Here is a 17,389-nt window from a genome sequence, read left to right on the forward strand (position 1 = left end):
CAGTAACGGTACGCCTGGCAGGCCAAACGCGTACACTACAGCGCTTTGGTGTTGAACGCTAAATCCTTTCGGGTACGGGATTGCCCGCGTCGCTGATCGCCCGCCGCACCGGGACCCGTGCGAGCAGGGCGAATCCGATGACGAAGAAGGCCACCAGCGAGATGATCGCGTCCCGATAACTTCCGGTTACCTGGTAGGTGATCCCGAACAGGAGCGGGCCCAGCCAGCTCATGCCGCGGTCGCTCATCTCGTACGCCGAGAAGTATTCGGCCTCCTTGCCGGGCGGGACGAGATGCGAGAACAGGGAGCGGGACAGGGCCTGGCTGCCGCCGAGGACGAGTCCGATGCCGGAAGCCAGGACGAAGAACCACACGGGTGCGCCGGCGGGCAGGAAGTATCCCGCGCCGAGGATCACCGCCCAGGCGACCAGCGATCCGAGGATCGTGCGCTTGGCCCCGTACACCCGGGCGATCCGGCCGAGCGCCAGCGCCCCCGCCACCGCGAGCACCTGGACCAGGAGCACGGCCGCGATGAGCGTCGACTGCCCGAGACCCAGCTCTTCCGAGCCGTAGATCGACGCCTGGGAGATCACGGTCTGGATGCCGTCGTTGTAGACGAGGTACGCGAGCAGGAAGGCGAGGGTGAGCGGGTGGCGGCGCATGCCGCGGACGGTGGCCGCGAGCTGCCGGAAGCCGTGTGCCGTCGCTTCCTTCGGTCCTTCTTCGAGGGAGCGGCGATCCCGCAGCCGTCGCAGCGGAATCAACGCGAAGGCGCCCCACCACAGCCCGGCCGAGGCCAGACAGATGCGGACCGCGGCGCTCTCGGAGAGGCCGAAGGAGTCGTGGCCCGTGTAGAGAACGAGGTTCGCGACCAGGACCAGGGCGCCCGCCGCGTAGCCGAAGGCCCAGCCCTTGGAGGAGACGGCGTCGCGTTCCTCGGGAGGGGCGATCTGCGGGAGGTAGGAGTTGTAGAGCATGGTGCCGACGGCCGCCGCGGCGTTCGCGACGACCAGCAGGATGCCGCCGAGGAGATACCGGTCGCCGCCGAGGAAGAACATGCCGGTCGTCGCGGTGGCCCCGGTGTAGGCGGCGGCCGCCAGGAGGGGCTTCTTGCGGCCGCTGCGGTCGGCGGCGGCCCCCACCAGGGGCATCACCAGCACGGCCACGATCACCGACAGGGACACCGAGTAGGCGAAGAAGGACCCGGCCCGCACGGGGACGCCCAGCGGATGGACGTAGCCGTCCGGGTTCGCCGCGTTCTTGGCGACCGACGTCAGATAGGGGCCGAGGAACACGGTGAGCACGCTCGTCGAGTAGACGGAGCACGCCCAGTCGTAGAAGTACCAGCCGCGCTGCTCGCGCCGCCGGTCGGCGGCCTCGTCCGCCGAGCCCGCCCGCACGGTGTCGGTGCCCACCCGTGCCCCTCGCTTCCCCGTGAAGGTGCCGTGCGCGGCCCGGGGACGGGACGGGGTCAGACCCAGACGCCCCGCTCCTCCATGACCTTGCGCAGTGTGTCGATGTGATCGGTCATGATGCCATCGACGCCCAGGTCCAGAAGCCGGTGCATGCGATCGGGTTCGTTGATGGTCCACACGTGCACCTGCAGCCCGCGCGCGTGGGCCGCGCGCACGAAGCGGTGGTCGACCACCTGGATGCCGGACTGGGTCTCGGGCACCTGTGCGGCGACGGCCGAGCGGCGCAGTGCCGCCGGGACTCCCCACGAGCGCAGCCGCAGGTTCAGCACACCCCGGGTGCCGTACGACGTCGCCAGGCGCGGCCCGGCCAGCCGCTGGGCGCGCATCACCCGCGCCTCGGAGAACGAGCCGACGCAGACGCGGTCCCAGGTGTTGGTGCGCTCGATGAGGTCCAGGAACGGCTGGAGGGCGGGCCCGGCCTTGATGTCGACGTTCCAGCGGGCCTCGGGGAAGGCCTCCAGGAGCTCCTCGAACAGCGGCACCGGTTCCTTGCCCGCCACACGTGCGTGCCGTACGTCCGCCCAGGGCAGGTCGGCTATCCGGCCCGCCCCGTCGGTCACCCGGTCCAGGGTCGCGTCGTGGAAGGCGACCAGCTTGCCGTCCGCGGTGGCGTGGACGTCGGTCTCCAGGTACCGGTAGCCCGCCTCGACCGCCCGCCGGAACTGGAACGCGGTGTTCTCCAGGCCGTCCGCTGCCCCGCCCCGGTGGGCGAAGGGGATGGGGCCGGGATGGTCCAGGTAGGGGTGGCGTATCCGCGAGGTCACGGACGCAGTATCGCTCCCCGCGGTTGCCCGCCGGCAACGACCGTGCTGCCGTCGGATGCCGGAAGGACGGCGAACACACGCAGGAAGAGCTGGGCGAGTGGGCCGATGGACACCGCGTAGAGGACGGTTCCGATGCCGATGGTGCCGCCGAGGACGAATCCCGTGACCACGACGGCCACTTCGACCGCGGTCCGCATCAGCCGGATCGAGCGTCCCGTCCGCCGGTGCAGCCCGGTCATGAGGCCGTCCCTGGGACCCGGACCGAAGCGGGCGGCGATGTAGAGGCCGGTGGCCACGCCGTTGAGGACGATGCCGGCCAGCAGCAGAGGGATCCGTACGGCGAGACCGTGCACCTCGGGGACCGCGGCGAGGGTGGCGTCCATGGCGATGCCGACCACGAAGACGTTGGAGACCGTGCCGAGGCCCGGCCGCTGACGCAGCGGGATCCACAGGAGCAGTACCGCCGCCCCCACGATGATCGACACGACGCCGATGGACAGGCCCGTCAGCTCGGCGAGGCCCTGGTGCAGCACGCCCCAGGGCTCCAGGCCGAGGCCCGCCTCGACGAGCAGCGCCGAGCTGGCCCCGTAGAGGGCGAGTCCGACGTACAGCTGGATCAACCGTCGTCCGAGACGGCTCTGCGTGGACAAGGCGGGTCCCCCTGTGGTGGTAGTGGCCTGACGCATGACACCCTGTGGCTTGGGATGGCACGGCATCCATGGCCAATTCGGGGAAGGTGGACTGATTTAAGTGGCGCAGTGGACCTCGGCGGTGGGTGCGGCGCAGCTCGCCCGGCTGCTCAACTCCCAGCAGGACCGTCCGGCAGGTCCCGGCGCGCGCCGCCCGCCGGCCTACCGCGCGCTCGCCGACGGCATCCGCCTGCTGGTCCTGGAGGGCCGTGTCCCGGTGGCCGCCCGCCTGCCCGCGGAACGCGAACTGGCCCTCTCCCTGTCCGTCAGCCGTACGACCGTGGCGGCGGCCTACGAGGCGCTGCGGGCCGAGGGTTTCCTGGAGTCCCGGCGCGGCGCGGGCAGCTGGACGGCGGTCCCGGCCGGCAATCCCCTCCCGGCGCGCGGCCTCGAACCCCTCCCGCCCGAGGCCCTCGGCTCGATGATCGACCTGGGCTGCGCGGCACTGCCCGCGCCGGAGCCGTGGCTGACGCGGGCCGTGCAGGGGGCCCTGGAGGAACTGCCGCCGTACGCCCGCACGCACGGCGACTACCCGGCCGGTCTTCCGGCCCTGCGGACGATGATCGCCGAGCGGTACACCGCGCGCGGAATCCCGACGATGCCCGAGCAGATCATGGTCACGACCGGGGCGATGGGCGCGATCGACGCGATCTGTCATCTGTTCGGTGGCCGGGGCGAGCGCATCGCGGTGGAGTCCCCCTCCTACGCGAACATCCTTCAGCTGATGCGGGAGGTCGGCGCCAGGCTCGTGCCCGTCGCGATGGCGGAGGGGCTGACCGGCTGGGACGTGGACCGCTGGCGGCAGGTGTTGCGGGACGCGGCGCCGCGGATCGCCTACGTCGTCGCCGACTTCCACAATCCGACCGGTGCGCTGGCCGACGAGGACCAGCGGCGGCGGCTGGTGGAGGCCGCAAGGTCCGCGGGGACCGTGCTGGTGGCCGACGAGACGATGATCGAGCTGTGGCTGGACGAGGACGTCTCGATGCCGCGGCAGGTGTGCGCGTTCGACCCGGCCGGCTCGACGGTGGTCACCGTCGGCTCGGCCAGCAAGGCGTTCTGGGCGGGGATGCGGATCGGGTGGGTGCGAGCTGCGCCGGACGTGATCCGCAGCCTGGTCGCCGCCCGAGCCTATGCCGACCTGGGCACACCCGTGCTGGAGCAGCTGGCCGTCAACTGGCTGTTCAGCACCGGGGGGTGGGAGCAGGCCGTGGAACTGCGGCGCGGACAGGCCCGGGAGAACCGGGACGCGCTGGTGGCGGCGATGCGCAGGGAACTGCCGTCGTGGGAGTTCGAGGTGCCGCAGGGTGGCCTGACGCTGTGGGTGCGGGCCGGGGGGTTGTCCGGCTCGCGGCTGGCGGAAGTGGGCGAGCGGGTGGGCGTACGCGTGCCGTCGGGACCGCGGTTCGGGGTCGACGGGGCCTTCGAGGGCTATGTGCGACTGCCGTTCACCGTCGGGGGAGCGGTGGCCGACGAGGCCGCGGCGCGGCTGGCCGCGGCGGCGCGGGTGGTGGAGAGCGGCGGGTCCGCGGGCGGGGAGGCGCCGCGTACGTTCGTCGCCTGAGACGGAGCGGGCGGCTGGTCGGGGCGGTCGGGGCCTCGGCGCTGTGCGACTGACGGCAGCTGCACCTGCTGGTCACGGCGCTTCCGCGGCCACCGCTTCCGGCTCCGCTTTCGAGAGGACCGGCTCCGCTTCCGAGGGGGCCGCTTCCGGCTCCGCCTCCGAGGTGACCGTCTCCCCGTCGGCCGGAGTCGTCCGCGCCGGCAGCAGCGTCAGCACCGCCTGCCGGTCCGCCTCGCTCGTCGCTTCGTCGTACGGGTCCGGAGTGGCCGGCACCTGGAGACGATGGACCGGTCCCGTCCCCAGACGGGCGTACCCGCGGCCGGGCGGGACCTGCCCCGCCGGGGTCGTGTGCGGGGGCGCCCCCAGGAACGTCTCCAACTGGTCCGGCGTCGCCGGGCCCAGCACGACACGCGCGCGCGTGTGCTGCCGTACCGGATCGCTCAACGCCTCCGCGCTGTCGAACTGATCGGCCACCACCACCGTGACATTCGCCGCGCGGCCATGCCGAAGGGGGACCTGGAGGAGGGACTGCGGATCCTTGCGACCGTCCGCGGCGGCCAGGTGGGTGAAGGCGCTCGGGCGGTCGAGGAGGATCCACAGCGGGCGCTTGGTGTCGTCCGGCGAGGGCCGGCCGGCCTGACGGGCCCGGTTGGTCGCGATGAGACGGCGCTCCGTCTCGGTCGCCGCCCACTCCAGGCTCGCCAGTGCTCCTGCCAGTCCGCCCTCGACCGCGAGGACCCCGTCCCGCCCGGTCAGGCACGCGTACTCGGCGGTGCTGCCGCCCTCGACGATGACGACATCGCCGTACTGAAGGGCCTGGAGCGCGATCGAGCGCAGCAGGGTCGAGGTGCCGCTGCCCGGCTGGCCCATGACGAGCAGGTGCGGCTCGGTGGAGCGGATGCCGGTGCGCCAGACGACCGGCGGGACGTCGCGCTGTCCGTCGCCGTAGCCGAGCGGCAGGGTGCGCTGGACCTGGGTGGGGTCGGTGAAGCCGAGGACCGTCTCGCCCGGGGCGGTGACGAACCGCTGGGCGGCGATGTCGGTGGGCAGCGGGGCGAGGACGGTGACCGTGAGCTGGTTGCCTTCCTCGTCCCAGGTGAAGTGGTACTCGCGGCCCCGGCCCGACTTGGCGTGCAGCAGTTGCTCCACGCGGGCCCGGGCCTCGGCATCGCCGTCGGCGAAGTACGCCGGGTAGCTGATCAGCAGATGGGTGATGCGCCCGGTGCCGTCGAAGTCGTACGCGGGGAAGGCTTTCTCCCACTCGCCGCCGTGCGTGTACAGCGGGGCCGGGTCCTCGGCCGCCGAGAAGTACGGGACGAGCGCTTCGTACAGCGACTGGAGGCGCTGTGTCTGCGACTCGTCGGGCCCTTCCGGCTCCGACGGCCTGCGGTCCCGGCCCTGCCAGGCCGCCGCCGCCATCAGGCTGATGACGGCGAGCAGCGGACCGTACGGAACGAGCGCCACGACCAGGACCACCGAGGCCACCAGGAAAAGCAGCGGCCCGCGCCGGTCCTTGGGGGCCTCGGCCCACTTGCGCCGCCCGGCCGAGGCCAGCCGGCGCAGACCGCGTGTCATCGTGATCAGCGGGTGGAGGACGTCGGTGGCGCTGTCGGCCGCCGTCCGGGCCAGCTCCCGGCTCCGGGCGATCTGCGCGCTGCCTGTGCTCAGGATGCGGGGGAGGGGGCGGCGAGCCACTGCGGTCTCCTGGAGGTGCGTACGGACGGGAGGGGCGGCGTCAGAACTTGATGCCGCCGAGGAGGCTCGCCAGGCTCTCGCCGCCGGCCTTGATGCTCGGGGCGATGGCGGTGCTGGCCAGATAGAAGCCGAACAGCGCCGAGATCAGGGCGTGCGAGGCCTTGAGCCCGTCCTTGCGGAAGAAGATGAAGACGACGATGCCGAGCAGTACGACACCCGAGATGGAGAGGATCATTTGGTGCTCCTGGTTCGTGGGGACAGTCACCATGAGTACTTCCAGGATCACAGCATGTATCCATACGACAAAAGGTGCAAATGGTTGAATTTCCTGTGATTTCACTTGGTTGGCAGAGCCGTGGTGTCCTTACGTCCGGCGCTTCGGGTCATGTGCCGCGCGAGCCAGTACCCTTGCGATTCACCTGAACGGTTGTATGAGAGGCGGATCGGCCGATGACTGAAGCCCCCGACCCCGAGGTCGTGGAGCTGGCGACCAAGATCTTCGACCTGGCCCGGCAGGGACAGACCGAAGCGCTCGTGGCGTACGTCGACGCGGGCGTTCCCGCAGGCCTCACCAACGACCGCGGGGACTCACTCGTGATGCTCGCCGCCTACCACGGTCACGCTAACGCGGTGCGTGCGCTCGTCGAGCGTGGGGCGGCGGCCGGCGGCGTCAACGACCGCGGGCAGACACCCCTCGCCGGGGCGGTCTTCAAGGGCTCCACGGACGTCATCAAGGCCCTGTTGGAGGGTGGCGCCGATCCGGCCGAGGGCACCCCCTCGGCCCTGGACACGGCCCGGATGTTCGGCAGGGCGGAACTGCTCGAACTGTTCGGCGCACACTGATCCGTATGTTCTGACCAGCGAAAACACAGATAACGGGGGAGGCGGTACAAGGCCGCCGAAATTTCGGTCGCGGCAGATGGAAGTGCCGAGTCATCATGACGTCGTGGTTCACGGACGTGATGGCAGGGCAGGTGATGCCGCACCGCGCGGACCGTGATGCGGGTCCGCATGGGCCACCGACGAGAGGCAGAGGAAGATGGCTTACAGCAAGCAGGAAACGGCGGGCGCCCCGACGTGTTGTCACGCGGCCAGGTAATGCACGTCCCCGGTTGCGTCGACGCTTGATGTGAGGCTGTTTCCCATGTTCGATCCGGTCATAGCGCCCAGCGGTACGCTGCTCGGCCTGCTCCAGCGGGGCCGCGGCGACGGCACACTGCACGCGCTCACCGCCCCGCGCGCCGAGGCGCTCGCGGCCCTGAACCACTGCGTGCTGCGCGATCCCCGCCACGACTGGCAGGTGGAGAACCGCTCGCTGTACTACGCCCGTCTTTTCCTCGACCTCAATGGCGAGCTGGACGAGATCGAGGCGCACCTCTTCGAGGTGGACGACGTCTTCGACACCGAGGAGTCGCGCACGGGCCTCGCCCTCGCCGTCCTCGGCCACCTCGCCTCCTACGGCAGGCGCGACGCGCTCGAACTGCTGCGCAGGTATGCCGCCTCGGGCTCCAACTGGGCCTGGGCACTGGATGAACTGGCGCTGCGGGACGACGACGCCGGTCTGCGTGCCCTCGCCGCACCCGTGCTCGCGCGTTTCGCCACCGATCCCGAGGGTGAGGCCGAGCTGGCCGCCGTCGTCCGCGACGCCTTCGAACCGAGGCCGTGGCGGCTGTGGGCCGACGATCCCCGCGAATCCGTCTCCACACGTGTGCGTGCCGCTCAGGAGGCCGGCTGTTTCGACCGCTGGCAACGCCAGATGCGGCCCGCCGGGCCCCGCCCCGGGTGGAGCGTGCAGGCCGTCTTCGAGTGGGCCCAGCAGGGCGTCGAGCGGGGCGCCGCGCTGCATGTGCCGGCCGCCCGCTGTCTGTCCGCCGTCGCGGGCCCCGAGGACCGGCCCGAGATCCTCGCGGCGGCCAAGGACGGCACCGACGGGGCCCGGGCCACCGCTCTGCGCTACCTCGCCGACAGCAATGATCCCGATGCCTTCGACCTGATCGAGCTGGCCGTCGTCACCGGCTCACCGGTCGTCGTGGAGGCCGCCCTCGACTCGTTCGAACGCATGCGCAGTATCGCCGCTGTCGACCGCGCGCGTGGCTGGGCCCGACGGCCCGATCCACTGGGCGCCGCCGCCGGACGCATGCTCGCCTGCCTGGGCGGCGCCCAGGACCGGGACCTGGTGCTCGCGGCCCTCCGGGAGGCCGTACGGGGCGAGGGCCCCGACGCCCCCACCCTGTGGACCCTCGTCGACGGCACCGGACGCCTCGGCATCGCCTGCGCCGCGCCTGTGCTGCGCCACATCTACCGGGAGACGGCCTCCTCCCATCTCCGTGGCCGTGCCGCCCGCGCGCTCGCCGCCACGGACCCCTCCTTCGCCACCGGCTTCGCCGTCGAATGCCTCTGGGACTGCGAGGAGACCACCCGCGAGATCGCCGCCCGGCACGCCGAGACCGGAGACGCCCGGGTCGTCGAGCGACTGCGTCGGCTGGCCGCCGATCCGGCCGAGGAGGCCGAGGTCCAGACGGCCGTCCGCAGCCGTATCGGACCGGACACCGCGGCCATGTGAGACCACCCGCGGGTGTGGACCTCCGGGCCCTCTCGCACCCGCCCGGTGAACTCGGGGTGACTCGCGGGTCAGGTCGGCATGGACACGGCCTGACCTGCTCGGGTGCGCAGCGGAACGCTCACGGGACGTTCATCGTCGGCAAAGATCCACGTTGACGCGGCCACGTCCAGTACGGCGAGAACACCCGTATGCGTGTCGTCATAGTGACCGAATCCTTTCCCCCCGATGTGAACGGCGTGGCCCACTGCGCGCTCCAGACCGCCCGGCACCTCGTAGATCGCGGTCACCTTCCGCTCGTCGTCGCGCCGGCCACCGCGTCCGGTCCCGGGCACGGCGTGGACACCCTCGCGCCGTGCCCCGTCGTCCGTGTCCCCTCCCTCCCCCTCCCGGGCTACCCCCAGGTCCGCGTCGCCCTCCCCAGCAGGCGCGTGGCCGCGGCGATCGTCGAGCACCGTGCCGACGTCGTCCACCTGGCCAGCCCCTTCGTCCTCGGCGTCCGCGGCATGGCCGCCGCCGCCCGGCTCGGCATCCCCGCCGTGGCCGTCTACCAGACCGACCTCGCCGGATACGCCCGCACCTACGTGCACGCGGGAGAAGCCGCCGCCTGGCGCCGTATCCGCTCCGTCCACGCCGCCGCCGACCTCACCCTCGCCCCGTCCAGCGCGTCCCTGCACGACCTCGAGGCGCACGGCGTGCCCCGGGTCGAGCTGTGGCCGCGGGGCGTGGACACCGTCCGCTTCCGCCCCGGCCTGCGCGACGAGGCGCTGCGTCGGCAGCTCGCCCCGAACGGCGAGATGATCGTCGGCTACGTCGGGCGGCTGGCGCCCGAGAAACACATCGAGCTGCTGGCCGACACGTGCCGTCTGGAGGGCGTCAAGGTCGTCGTGGTCGGCGACGGGCCGAGCCGGCCGAACCTGGAGCAGGCCCTGCCCGGCGCGGTCTTCCTGGGCCGCCGCATGGGCGACGAACTGGCCCGGATCTTCGCCTCCTTCGACGTCTTCGCGCACACCGGCCCCTTCGAGACCTTCTGCCAGACCGTGCAGGAGGCCATGGCGAGCGGCGTGCCCGTCGTCGCTCCCGCCGCCGGCGGACCGCTGGACCTGGTCGCCCACGGGCGCACCGGGTTCCTCGTCCCGCCGCGCGACCCGGCCGCCGTACGGGACGCGGTGCGGTCCCTGGCCGCCGACCCCGAGACGCGCACCTCGTTCGGAGCCGCCGCGCGGGCCATGGTCGAGGGGCGCACCTGGGCGGCCGTCGGCGATCAGCTGATCGGCCACTACGCCGCCGTGCTCACCGGCCGGAAGACGGCGGTGGCGGCATGAGCGGACAGTCGCTGCGGATCGTCCGCCTCGCCAACTTCGTCGCTCCCGCCTCGGGCGGCCTGCGCACCGCCCTGCGCGAGCTCGGCAAGGGCTACCGGGCGGCCGGACACGAGTCCGTGCTCATCGTGCCGGGCGAGCGCGCGAGCGACCGCCTGACCGAGCAGGGACGGATCATCACCCTGCCCGGCCCGCTGCTGCCCGGCACCGGCGGTTACCGGGTCCTCGCCGACAAGCGGCGCGTGGCCCGGCTCCTCGAGGAGCTCGCCCCCGACCGCCTGGAGGTCTGCGACCGTACGACCCTCAGGTGGACCGGCAAATGGGCCCGGCGCGCCCGTGTCCCCGCCGTGATGGTCTCCCACGAGACCGCCGACGGTGTGCTCCGTACCTGGGGCCTGCCGGAGGGAGCGGCCCGGCGTGCCGCCGACGCCCTCAACGTCCGTACGGCGCACACGTACGCGCGCGTGGTGTGCACCACCGAGTTCGCCGAGCGGGAGTTCGTGCGGATCGGCGCGCGCAACGTGGTACGGGCCCCACTTGGTGTCGATCTGGTCGAGCGGCGCCCGGCGCTGCACGACGCGGGACTGCGGGGCCGCTACGCGCGCGAGGACGAGACGTTCCTCGTGACCTGCACCCGGCTGTCCGTGGAGAAGCGGCCCGGCACCGCGCTGGACGCCGTGGAGGCGCTCGTACGGCGCGGTCGGCGGGCGGTGCTCGTGGTGGCCGGGGACGGGCCGCTGCGGCCGCGCCTGGAGCAGCGGGCCCGGGAGCGCGGGCTGCCGGTCACCTTCCTCGGGCACGTCTCCGACCGCGGGCTGCTCGGTGCGCTCCAGGCCTCCGCCGACGTGTGCCTGGCCCCCGGGCCGGCCGAGACCTTCGGGCTCGCCGCGCTGGAGGCCATGGCGTGCGGTACGCCGGTGGTGGTGAGCGCCTCCTCCGCGCTGCCGGAGGTCATCGGATCGGCCGGGGCCGTCGCCGCCGACCGGGGGGAGGCCTTCGCGGACGCGGTGGACATGCTGCTCGAACGTTCCGAGGCCGAACGCCGCGGGAACGCACGCGCGCGTGCGGAGTGCTTCGGCTGGGACACGGCGGTGCGGGCGTTCCTCGCCGCGCACGACGCGGAGGTCTTCCTACGGCGCTCCGTGCCCGGAGGCGTGGCATGAGCGGGGGCGCGTCATGAGAGGCCTGCGCTTCGTCGCCCTCGGTGACTCGCTCACCGAGGGCGTGGGGGACCCGGTGGGGGACGCGTGGCGCGGCTGGGCCGCGCTGCTCGCCGACGGGCTCTCCCGGGCGGACGTGGACTTCACCAACCTCGCGGTGAGCGGAGCGCAGACCCGGGACGTGCTGGAACGGCAACTGCCCGCGGGGCTCGCGCTGCGGCCGGACGTCGTGTCCGTGGTCGTCGGCGTCAACGACACGCTGCGCTGCACCTTCGACATCCACGCCGTGGCCGCCCGGCTCGACACGATCTACGCGGCCTTTCGCGCCCAGGGGGCGGTGCTGCTCACGGCGTGTCTGCCGGACCCGGGCACGATGCTCGGTCTGCCCGGCGCGTTGGCGCGGCCGCTGGCTCGCCGGCAGCGGGCGGTGAACGCCGTGGTGCACGCCCTGTCCGAGCGCTACGGAGCCTTGCATCTGCACGCCGCTGAGGGGGCCTGGACCACCGAGCGTGCGATGTGGAGCGCGGACCGGTTGCACCCCAGCGAGCGAGGGCACCGGCAACTGGCCGTGCGGTTCCATGAGTTGCTGGTGGAGCGGGCAGTCGCGTCCGGAGCGGCGCCCTCGGCCGAGCCGGAGCTTCCCGCGCCCGCCAAGTCGGCGAGTCTGTGGTGGCTGGCCACGGCGGGGACCGGGTGGCTGGTGCGGCGGTGTACGGATCTGCTGCCGCAGTTGGTGACGTTGGCCGTGGACGAGATGCGGCACCGCGCGCGGGGGACGAGTGGGCGGCTTGACCTGCGGGCCGCGCACGCGGTCTCCATGGCGTTGGCCGCGTTGTCGGTGGCGTCGGGGGAGCAGCAGGTGGAGGCGGCTTGAGCGGTTCGGGGGGTGCGGCCGCGTCGTGGCTGGTCGCGCAGTTCCCCGCGTCCCTGAGGGGCAATGCATCTAGCGCCTACGTACGTCTATGAAGCGCACCGGAGTCCCCGGTACCGCCTGGGCTGCCGCCGGGAGGTCTGTCTGGCGGACCACTCCGATCACCGGGTAGCCGCCGGTGGTCGGGTGGTCGGCCAGGAAGACCACCGGTCTGCCGTCGGGTGGGACCTGGACGGCGCCCAGGACCATGCCCTCGCTGGGGAGTTCGCCTTTGAGCCTCCGCTCCAGGGCGGGCCCCTCCGTGCGCAGGCCGATGCGGTTGCTCGCCGAGGACACCTGGAATGTGCGGGAGGTGAAGGCCCGTACCGCTTCCGGGGTGAACCAGTCGTCCCGTGGGCCCGGCGTGACGCGCAGGACCAGTTCTGCGGGGGGTGCCGGCTGCGGCGCCGTGTCCACGTGTGTGTGGAGGGAGTTCGGCGTGCCGAGAGGCAGTACCGCGCCGTCCGTGAGGGGGGCCGGGCCCAGGCCCGACAGAAGGTCCGTGGAGCGGCTGCCCAGGACCGGCTCCACGGTGATTCCGCCGGAGACGGCCACGTAGCTGCGCAGTCCTGAGACGGCTGTGCCGACGGTCAGCAGTGCTCCGGCCGGCACGCGTACGGGTGCGCCCCAGGCTGCCGGGCGGCCGTCCACCGATACGTGGCAGGGGGCGCCCGTCACGGCCACGGTGACCGTCGAACGGGGGCGTACCGCACAGCCGTTGAGGGTGGTCTCCAGGACGGCTGCCTCGGGGCGGTTGCCGACCAGCCGGTTGGCGAGCGCCGCGGCGGGGCCGTCGAGGGCACCCGAGCGGGGCACGCCGAGGTGGGCGTGGCCCGGGCGGCCCAGGTCCTGGACCGTGGTCAGGGCTCCGGACCGGACGACGGAGAGGGCGCGGTCCGTCATGCCGCACCCACGAAGCGCACCCGCGTACCCGGCGACAGCAGCGCGGCCGGCACGCGCGCGTGGTCCCACAGCACGGCGTCCGTGGTCCCGATGAGCTGCCAGCCGCCCGGCGACGAACGCGGGTAGACGCCGGTGTACGGGCCCGCGAGCGCCACCGAGCCCGCCGGGACGGCCGTACGAGGGGTGGCCCGGCGTGGGACGTCGTAGCGGGCGGGCAGGCCGGTGAGGTAGCCGAAGCCGGGGGCGAATCCGCAGAAGGCGACGGTGAATTCGGTGCCGGCGTGGATGCGGGCCACCTCCTCGGGGGAAACACCCCAGTGCGCGGCCACGTCGGCCAGGTCGGGGCCGTCGTAGCGCACGGGGAGTTCGACGACTTCACGCGCGCGTGGGCGAGCGGGTGGTACCTCGGCGGCGGTGAGTTCGGCGGCCAGGCGGGCCGGGTCGGTGAGGCCGTCGAGGAGGACCGTGCGGGCCGCGGGAACGATCTCGCGGACGGACAGCGAGCCCTCCGCGCGGCGCCGCACCAGCTCCGCGTGCAGCGCCTGTGCCTCGTCGCCCGAGGACACCTCGACGAGCAGGGCGGCGTCTCCGACCGGCAGTGCCCTCATACGAAGGCCTCCACCCGGACGCCCGACGTCTCCAGCCGCTCCCGGACCCGGCGGGCCAGCTCCACCGCGCCCGGTGTGTCCCCGTGCAGGCACAGGGAACGTGCTTCGACCTCGATGCGGGCGCCGGAGCGGGTGGTGATCACGCGGTCCCGGGCCAGGCCGAGCGAGCGTGCCACGACCGCCTCCGGATCGGTGACCACCGCGCCCTCCTGGCCGCGCGGGACCAGCATGCCCCCCTCGGTGTACGCGCGGTCCGCGAAGGCCTCCGTGACGCCCTCCAGGCCCGCCTTGCCGGCTGCCTCCAGGAGGCGTGAGCCGGGCAGGCCGAGCACGGGCAGCGAGGCGTCCGCGAGGAGCACGCCGTCGACGACCGCGGCGGCCTGCTCCTCGTCGTGGACGACTCGGTTGTAGAGCGCGCCGTGCGGCTTGACGTACGACACGCGCGCGCCCGCCGCCCGGGCGAAGACCTCCAGGGCGCCGATCTGGTAGGCCACTTCGGCCGTGAGTTCGGCGGACGGCACGTCCATCGCGCGCCGCCCGAACCCCGCCAGGTCCCGATAGGAGACCTGGGCGCCGATCCGGACCCCCCGCGCGGCCGCCAGCTCGCACACCCGCCGCATGGTGGCCGCGTCCCCGGCGTGGAACCCGCAGGCCACGTTGGCGCTGGTGACGACGGACAGCAGTTGCTCGTCGTCGGTCAGCTGCCAGCGGCCGAAGCCCTCGCCGAGGTCGGCGTTCAGATCGATCGTCGTCATGGAAGCTTCGCGTCTCCTTCTCAGCCCACTCGGTACTGCTCGTCGCGGGCGTCCGTCAGGAACATCTGGCCGGGTGCGTGCGTGAGGGCGAACGGCGGGCGCGAGGCCATCACCGCGGCCTGCGGGGTCACTCCGCAGGCCCAGAACACCGGGATGTCATCCGGTTCGGCGTCCACCGGATCGCCGAAGTCGGGACGGTCGAGGTCGTCGATGCCGAGCGCCGAGGGATCGCCGCAGTGCACGGGGCTTCCGTGCACCGCCGGGAGCAGACTGCTCTCTCTCAGCGCGGCCGCCAGGTGTTGCGGCGGCACCGGGCGCATGGACACCACCATGGGGCCGTGCAGCCGCCCCGCGGGACGGCACTGTCGACTGGTCACGTACATGGGAACGTTCCGGCCCTGCTCAATGTGCCGGATCGGGACGCCCGCCTCGGAAAGTGCCCACTCGAAGGTGAAACTGCACCCGATCAGGAACGAAACGAGGTCGTCGCGCCAGTGCGCGCGCACGTCCGTCGGCTCGTCCACCAACTCGCCGTTCTCCCACACCCGGTAGCGCGGGAGATCGGTGCGCAGATCGGCGCCTTCCGCGAGGACGGTGGTCCAGTCACCGGCGTCCGTGACGTCGAGGACCGGGCAGGGCTTGGGGTTGCGCTGGCAGAACAGCAGCATGTCGTACGCCCAGTCGGCGGGCACCGAGATGAGGTTGACCTGGGTGTGGCCGGCCGCGACTCCGGCGGTGGGGCCCGTCAGGCCCGCGCGGAAGCGGGTGCGCGCCTGGGCCGCGCTCCACGCGTGCGCGTGCTCGTCCACGAGGGTCAGGGGACGGTCTTCCGTACGGTTCACGCGAGTTCCTTCCCACGGGTCTCCGGCAGTCCGAGCAGGGCCAGTGCGGCGATGCCGTAGCCGATGGCGCCGAAGACCAGCGCCCCGCCCACGCCCCAGCTGTCGGCGAGGAAGCCGACGGTGGTGGGGAAGACCGCACCGACCGCGCGGCCCGCGTTGTACGTGAAGCCCTGTCCCGAACCGCGCACCGCCGTCGGGTACAGCTCGCTCAGATAGGACCCGAAGCCGCTGAAGATCGCCGACATGCAGAACCCGAGGGGGAACCCGAGGACCAGGAGCCAGGTGTCGGCTCCGCTGGGGATGTTGCCGTACGCCACGATGCAGACGGCCGACAGCAGGGCGAAGAGCCAGATGTTGCGCCGCCGGCCCAGGCGGTCGGTGAGGTAGCCGCCGGTCAGATAGCCGAGGAAGGCGCCGGAGATCAGGAACGTCAGATAGCCGCCGGTGCCGACGACCGACAGTCCGCGGTCGCTCTTGAGGTACGTCGGTACCCAGGTGGCCAGCGTGTAGTAGCCGCCCTGGACGCCGGTGGACAGCAGCCCCGCGAAGATCGTCGTACGCAGCAGGTCGGGCTTGAAGATCGCTGCGAACGAGCCCTTCCCGGCACTTTTTTCGCGCACCGCGATCGCCTCGGGGGCGTCCTGGACCTGGCGCCGCATCCAGACGACCAGCAGTGCGGGCAGCGCGCCGGTCCAGAACATCACGCGCCAGGCCGTGTCGGCGTCGAAGACCGAGAAGACCAGCGTGTACACGATCGCGGCCAGTGCCCAGCCCACGGCCCAGGAGCTCTGGATCGCGCCCAGGGTGCGGCCCCGGTGCTTGGCGCTCGCGTACTCGGCGACCAGGATCGCGCCCACTGCCCATTCGCCGCCGAACCCGAGGCCCTGGAGGGCGCGGAAGACCAGCAGTGACTCGAAGTTGGGCGCGAAGCCGCAGGCCACGGTGAAGATCGCGTACGTGATCACCGTGATCATCAGCGCCCGGACCCGGCCGGCCCGGTCGGCCAGCACCCCCGCCAGGGCTCCGCCGATGCCGGAGGCCAACAGGGTGACGGTGGTGAAGAGACCGGTCTGGCCGCTGTCCAGGCCGAAGTAGGCGGCCAGCGCGACCATGCTCAGCGGGAGCGTGAAGTAGTCGTAGGAGTCGAGGGCATAGCCGCCGAACGCGCCGGCGAAGGCGCGGCGGCCGCGCGGACCGAGAGCGCGGAACCAGCCCAACGCCCCGTCTTCCGCGGGGCGTTCGGTCGCTGTGGGGTCATCGGTCAGGGTCTGTGGGGGCGGGGTCGTGCTCATGAGCACCTCGCAGGAGGGGGGACGGAGGATGCGGAGCTGAGCCGTGCGGTGTAGAGCACCGTAGAGGATCGTTCAACGATCCTTCAATACCCGTGTTGTTTCGTTCTCGTGACTGCGGTTGAATTCCGGGCATGGCAGAGCAGCTGAGCGGACTGGCCGACGACCGTGCCCTCCTGGGCCGCACGAGCACGGCCGAGCGGGTCTCGGACATCCTCAGAAGTCGCATCGCCGAGGGGTATTTCCCGCCAGGGACCCGGCTGTCGGAGGACAGCATCGGAGGGGCGCTGGGTGTGTCCCGCAACACACTGCGCGAGGCGTTCCGCCTGCTCACGCACGAGCGCCTGCTCGTCCACGAGTTGAACCGAGGCGTGTTCGTCCGGGTCCTGGCCGTCGAGGACGTGGAGGACATCTACCGGACCCGCGCCCTCGTGGAGTGCGCCGTCGTCCGCGGGCTGGGCGAGCCTCCGTATGCCCTGGACGCGCTTGCCGAGGCTGTCGTGGAGGGGCAGCGGGCGGTACGCGAAGGTGACTGGAAAGCGCTGGGCACGGCCAACATCCACTTCCACCGGGAACTCGTCGCCCTCGCGGGCAGCGACCGCACCGACGAACTGATGCGCAGCGTCTTCGCCGAACTGCGGCTCGCCTTCCACGTCGCGGACGACCCCAAGGCCCTCCACGAGCCGTACCTGGCCCGCAACCAGCAGATCCTCGGGGCGCTACAGGAGGGTGACAAGGGTGAGGCCGAAAAGCTGTTGGCGGTGTATCTGCGCGATTCGCTGGAACGAGTGGTCGATGTCTACCTGCGCAGGGTGAGCGCCCCGTAGGGGCGCGGGGAACTGCGCGACAAGCCCCCA

At 72.3% G+C, this 17,389-nt stretch carries 17 protein-coding genes; 7 read left to right on the forward strand and 10 right to left on the reverse strand.

Features of this window, described 5'->3' with window-relative positions; genetic code table 11:
* Window positions 1–58: 58 nt before the first annotated feature.
* From RNB18_RS45560 to yczE, 3 genes are read right to left on the reverse strand one after another with little or no spacing between them, the layout of a single operon-like run.
* Window positions 59–1,414 carry an MFS transporter gene (locus RNB18_RS45560; RefSeq protein WP_311720032.1) on the reverse strand — a complete coding sequence of 452 codons (1,356 nt, stop codon included), beginning with the start codon at window positions 1,412–1,414 and terminating at the stop codon, window positions 59–61.
* 56 nt (window positions 1,415–1,470) lie between these two features.
* Complete coding sequence (locus tag RNB18_RS45565; protein WP_311720033.1) at window positions 1,471–2,238, reverse strand: glycerophosphodiester phosphodiesterase; 768 nt, start codon at window positions 2,236–2,238, stop codon at window positions 1,471–1,473.
* Window positions 2,235–2,924: a membrane protein YczE gene (gene yczE / locus RNB18_RS45570; protein WP_311720034.1), complete on the reverse strand. Its 690-nt coding sequence runs from the start codon at window positions 2,922–2,924 to the stop codon at window positions 2,235–2,237. The genes RNB18_RS45565 and yczE overlap by 4 nt, the downstream gene beginning before the upstream one ends.
* Before the next feature lie 64 nt (window positions 2,925–2,988).
* On the opposite strand from yczE, the gene RNB18_RS45575 reads away from it, so the two are divergent.
* Window positions 2,989–4,488, forward strand: a complete 1,500-nt coding sequence (locus tag RNB18_RS45575; protein ID WP_311720035.1) for an SCO1417 family MocR-like transcription factor — start codon at window positions 2,989–2,991, stop codon at window positions 4,486–4,488.
* Between the two features lie 72 nt (window positions 4,489–4,560).
* Here the strand turns inward: RNB18_RS45575 and RNB18_RS45580 are convergent, their stop codons facing one another.
* Together RNB18_RS45580 and RNB18_RS45585 are read right to left on the reverse strand one after the other, a co-directional pair.
* Window positions 4,561–6,183 (reverse strand): ATP-binding protein, encoded by a 1,623-nt coding sequence (locus RNB18_RS45580; protein WP_311720036.1) that lies wholly within the window; start codon window positions 6,181–6,183, stop codon window positions 4,561–4,563.
* Window positions 6,184–6,223: 40 nt separating this feature from the next.
* On the reverse strand, window positions 6,224–6,418 hold the full coding sequence (locus RNB18_RS45585) for a hypothetical protein (protein WP_007380617.1): 195 nt from the start codon (window positions 6,416–6,418) through the stop codon (window positions 6,224–6,226).
* 215 nt (window positions 6,419–6,633) lie between these two features.
* Between RNB18_RS45585 and RNB18_RS45590 the strand changes: the two genes are divergently transcribed.
* From RNB18_RS45590 to RNB18_RS45610, 5 genes are all read left to right on the forward strand, one after another.
* On the forward strand, window positions 6,634–7,026 hold the full coding sequence (locus RNB18_RS45590; RefSeq protein WP_311720037.1) for an ankyrin repeat domain-containing protein: 393 nt from the start codon (window positions 6,634–6,636) through the stop codon (window positions 7,024–7,026).
* Between the two features lie 301 nt (window positions 7,027–7,327).
* Complete coding sequence (locus RNB18_RS45595; protein ID WP_311720039.1) at window positions 7,328–8,746, forward strand: HEAT repeat domain-containing protein; 1,419 nt, start codon at window positions 7,328–7,330, stop codon at window positions 8,744–8,746.
* Window positions 8,747–8,934: 188 nt separating this feature from the next.
* On the forward strand, window positions 8,935–10,068 hold the full coding sequence (locus RNB18_RS45600) for a glycosyltransferase family 4 protein (protein WP_311720040.1): 1,134 nt from the start codon (window positions 8,935–8,937) through the stop codon (window positions 10,066–10,068).
* The gene (locus RNB18_RS45605) at window positions 10,065–11,228 is read left to right on the forward strand and encodes a glycosyltransferase (protein ID WP_311720041.1); all 1,164 of its coding nucleotides are present in this window, start codon (window positions 10,065–10,067) and stop codon (window positions 11,226–11,228) included. The genes RNB18_RS45600 and RNB18_RS45605 overlap by 4 nt, the downstream gene beginning before the upstream one ends.
* Window positions 11,229–11,241: 13 nt before the next feature.
* Window positions 11,242–12,099: an SGNH/GDSL hydrolase family protein gene (locus RNB18_RS45610; RefSeq protein WP_311720042.1), complete on the forward strand. Its 858-nt coding sequence runs from the start codon at window positions 11,242–11,244 to the stop codon at window positions 12,097–12,099.
* 69 nt (window positions 12,100–12,168) lie between these two features.
* On the opposite strand, the gene RNB18_RS45615 is transcribed toward RNB18_RS45610, so the two are convergent.
* From RNB18_RS45615 to RNB18_RS45635, 5 genes are read right to left on the reverse strand one after another with little or no spacing between them, the layout of a single operon-like run.
* Complete coding sequence (locus RNB18_RS45615; RefSeq protein ID WP_311720043.1) at window positions 12,169–13,038, reverse strand: 5-oxoprolinase subunit C family protein; 870 nt, start codon at window positions 13,036–13,038, stop codon at window positions 12,169–12,171.
* Complete coding sequence (gene pxpB, locus RNB18_RS45620) at window positions 13,035–13,646, reverse strand: 5-oxoprolinase subunit PxpB (protein WP_311720044.1); 612 nt, start codon at window positions 13,644–13,646, stop codon at window positions 13,035–13,037. The genes RNB18_RS45615 and pxpB overlap by 4 nt, the downstream gene beginning before the upstream one ends.
* Window positions 13,643–14,401, reverse strand: a complete 759-nt coding sequence (locus RNB18_RS45625; RefSeq protein ID WP_311720045.1) for a LamB/YcsF family protein — start codon at window positions 14,399–14,401, stop codon at window positions 13,643–13,645. The genes pxpB and RNB18_RS45625 overlap by 4 nt, the downstream gene beginning before the upstream one ends.
* Before the next feature lie 20 nt (window positions 14,402–14,421).
* The gene (locus tag RNB18_RS45630) at window positions 14,422–15,243 is read right to left on the reverse strand and encodes a putative hydro-lyase (protein WP_311720046.1); all 822 of its coding nucleotides are present in this window, start codon (window positions 15,241–15,243) and stop codon (window positions 14,422–14,424) included.
* Complete coding sequence (locus RNB18_RS45635) at window positions 15,240–16,535, reverse strand: MFS transporter (RefSeq protein WP_280856342.1); 1,296 nt, start codon at window positions 16,533–16,535, stop codon at window positions 15,240–15,242. Before RNB18_RS45635 ends, RNB18_RS45630 begins: the two co-directional genes overlap by 4 nt.
* Window positions 16,536–16,666: 131 nt before the next feature.
* On the opposite strand from RNB18_RS45635, the gene RNB18_RS45640 reads away from it, so the two are divergent.
* Window positions 16,667–17,359: a GntR family transcriptional regulator gene (locus tag RNB18_RS45640; RefSeq protein WP_311720047.1), complete on the forward strand. Its 693-nt coding sequence runs from the start codon at window positions 16,667–16,669 to the stop codon at window positions 17,357–17,359.
* Window positions 17,360–17,389: the final 30 nt, after the last annotated feature.

This window comes from Streptomyces doebereineriae, assembly GCF_031845645.1.
Classification (GTDB): Bacteria; Actinomycetota; Actinomycetes; order Streptomycetales; family Streptomycetaceae; genus Streptomyces; species Streptomyces canus.

Bases quoted from the DNA above. Each gene is read 5' to 3' on its own strand.
- RNB18_RS45605 (WP_311720041.1), top strand. From the start codon at position 10,065: ATGAGCGGACAGTCGCTGCGGATCGTCCGCCTCGCCAACTTCGTCGCT.
- RNB18_RS45635 (WP_280856342.1), bottom strand. From the start codon at position 16,535: ATGAGCACGACCCCGCCCCCACAGACCCTGACCGATGACCCCACAGCG.
- RNB18_RS45600 (WP_311720040.1), top strand. From the start codon at position 8,935: ATGCGTGTCGTCATAGTGACCGAATCCTTTCCCCCCGATGTGAACGGC.
- RNB18_RS45640 (WP_311720047.1), top strand. From the start codon at position 16,667: ATGGCAGAGCAGCTGAGCGGACTGGCCGACGACCGTGCCCTCCTGGGC.
- pxpB (WP_311720044.1), bottom strand. From the start codon at position 13,646: ATGAGGGCACTGCCGGTCGGAGACGCCGCCCTGCTCGTCGAGGTGTCC.
- RNB18_RS45615 (WP_311720043.1), bottom strand. From the start codon at position 13,038: ATGACGGACCGCGCCCTCTCCGTCGTCCGGTCCGGAGCCCTGACCACG.
- RNB18_RS45595 (WP_311720039.1), top strand. From the start codon at position 7,328: ATGTTCGATCCGGTCATAGCGCCCAGCGGTACGCTGCTCGGCCTGCTC.
- yczE (WP_311720034.1), bottom strand. From the start codon at position 2,924: ATGCGTCAGGCCACTACCACCACAGGGGGACCCGCCTTGTCCACGCAG.
- RNB18_RS45610 (WP_311720042.1), top strand. From the start codon at position 11,242: ATGAGAGGCCTGCGCTTCGTCGCCCTCGGTGACTCGCTCACCGAGGGC.
- RNB18_RS45625 (WP_311720045.1), bottom strand. From the start codon at position 14,401: ATGACGACGATCGATCTGAACGCCGACCTCGGCGAGGGCTTCGGCCGC.
- RNB18_RS45585 (WP_007380617.1), bottom strand. From the start codon at position 6,418: ATGATCCTCTCCATCTCGGGTGTCGTACTGCTCGGCATCGTCGTCTTC.
- RNB18_RS45590 (WP_311720037.1), top strand. From the start codon at position 6,634: ATGACTGAAGCCCCCGACCCCGAGGTCGTGGAGCTGGCGACCAAGATC.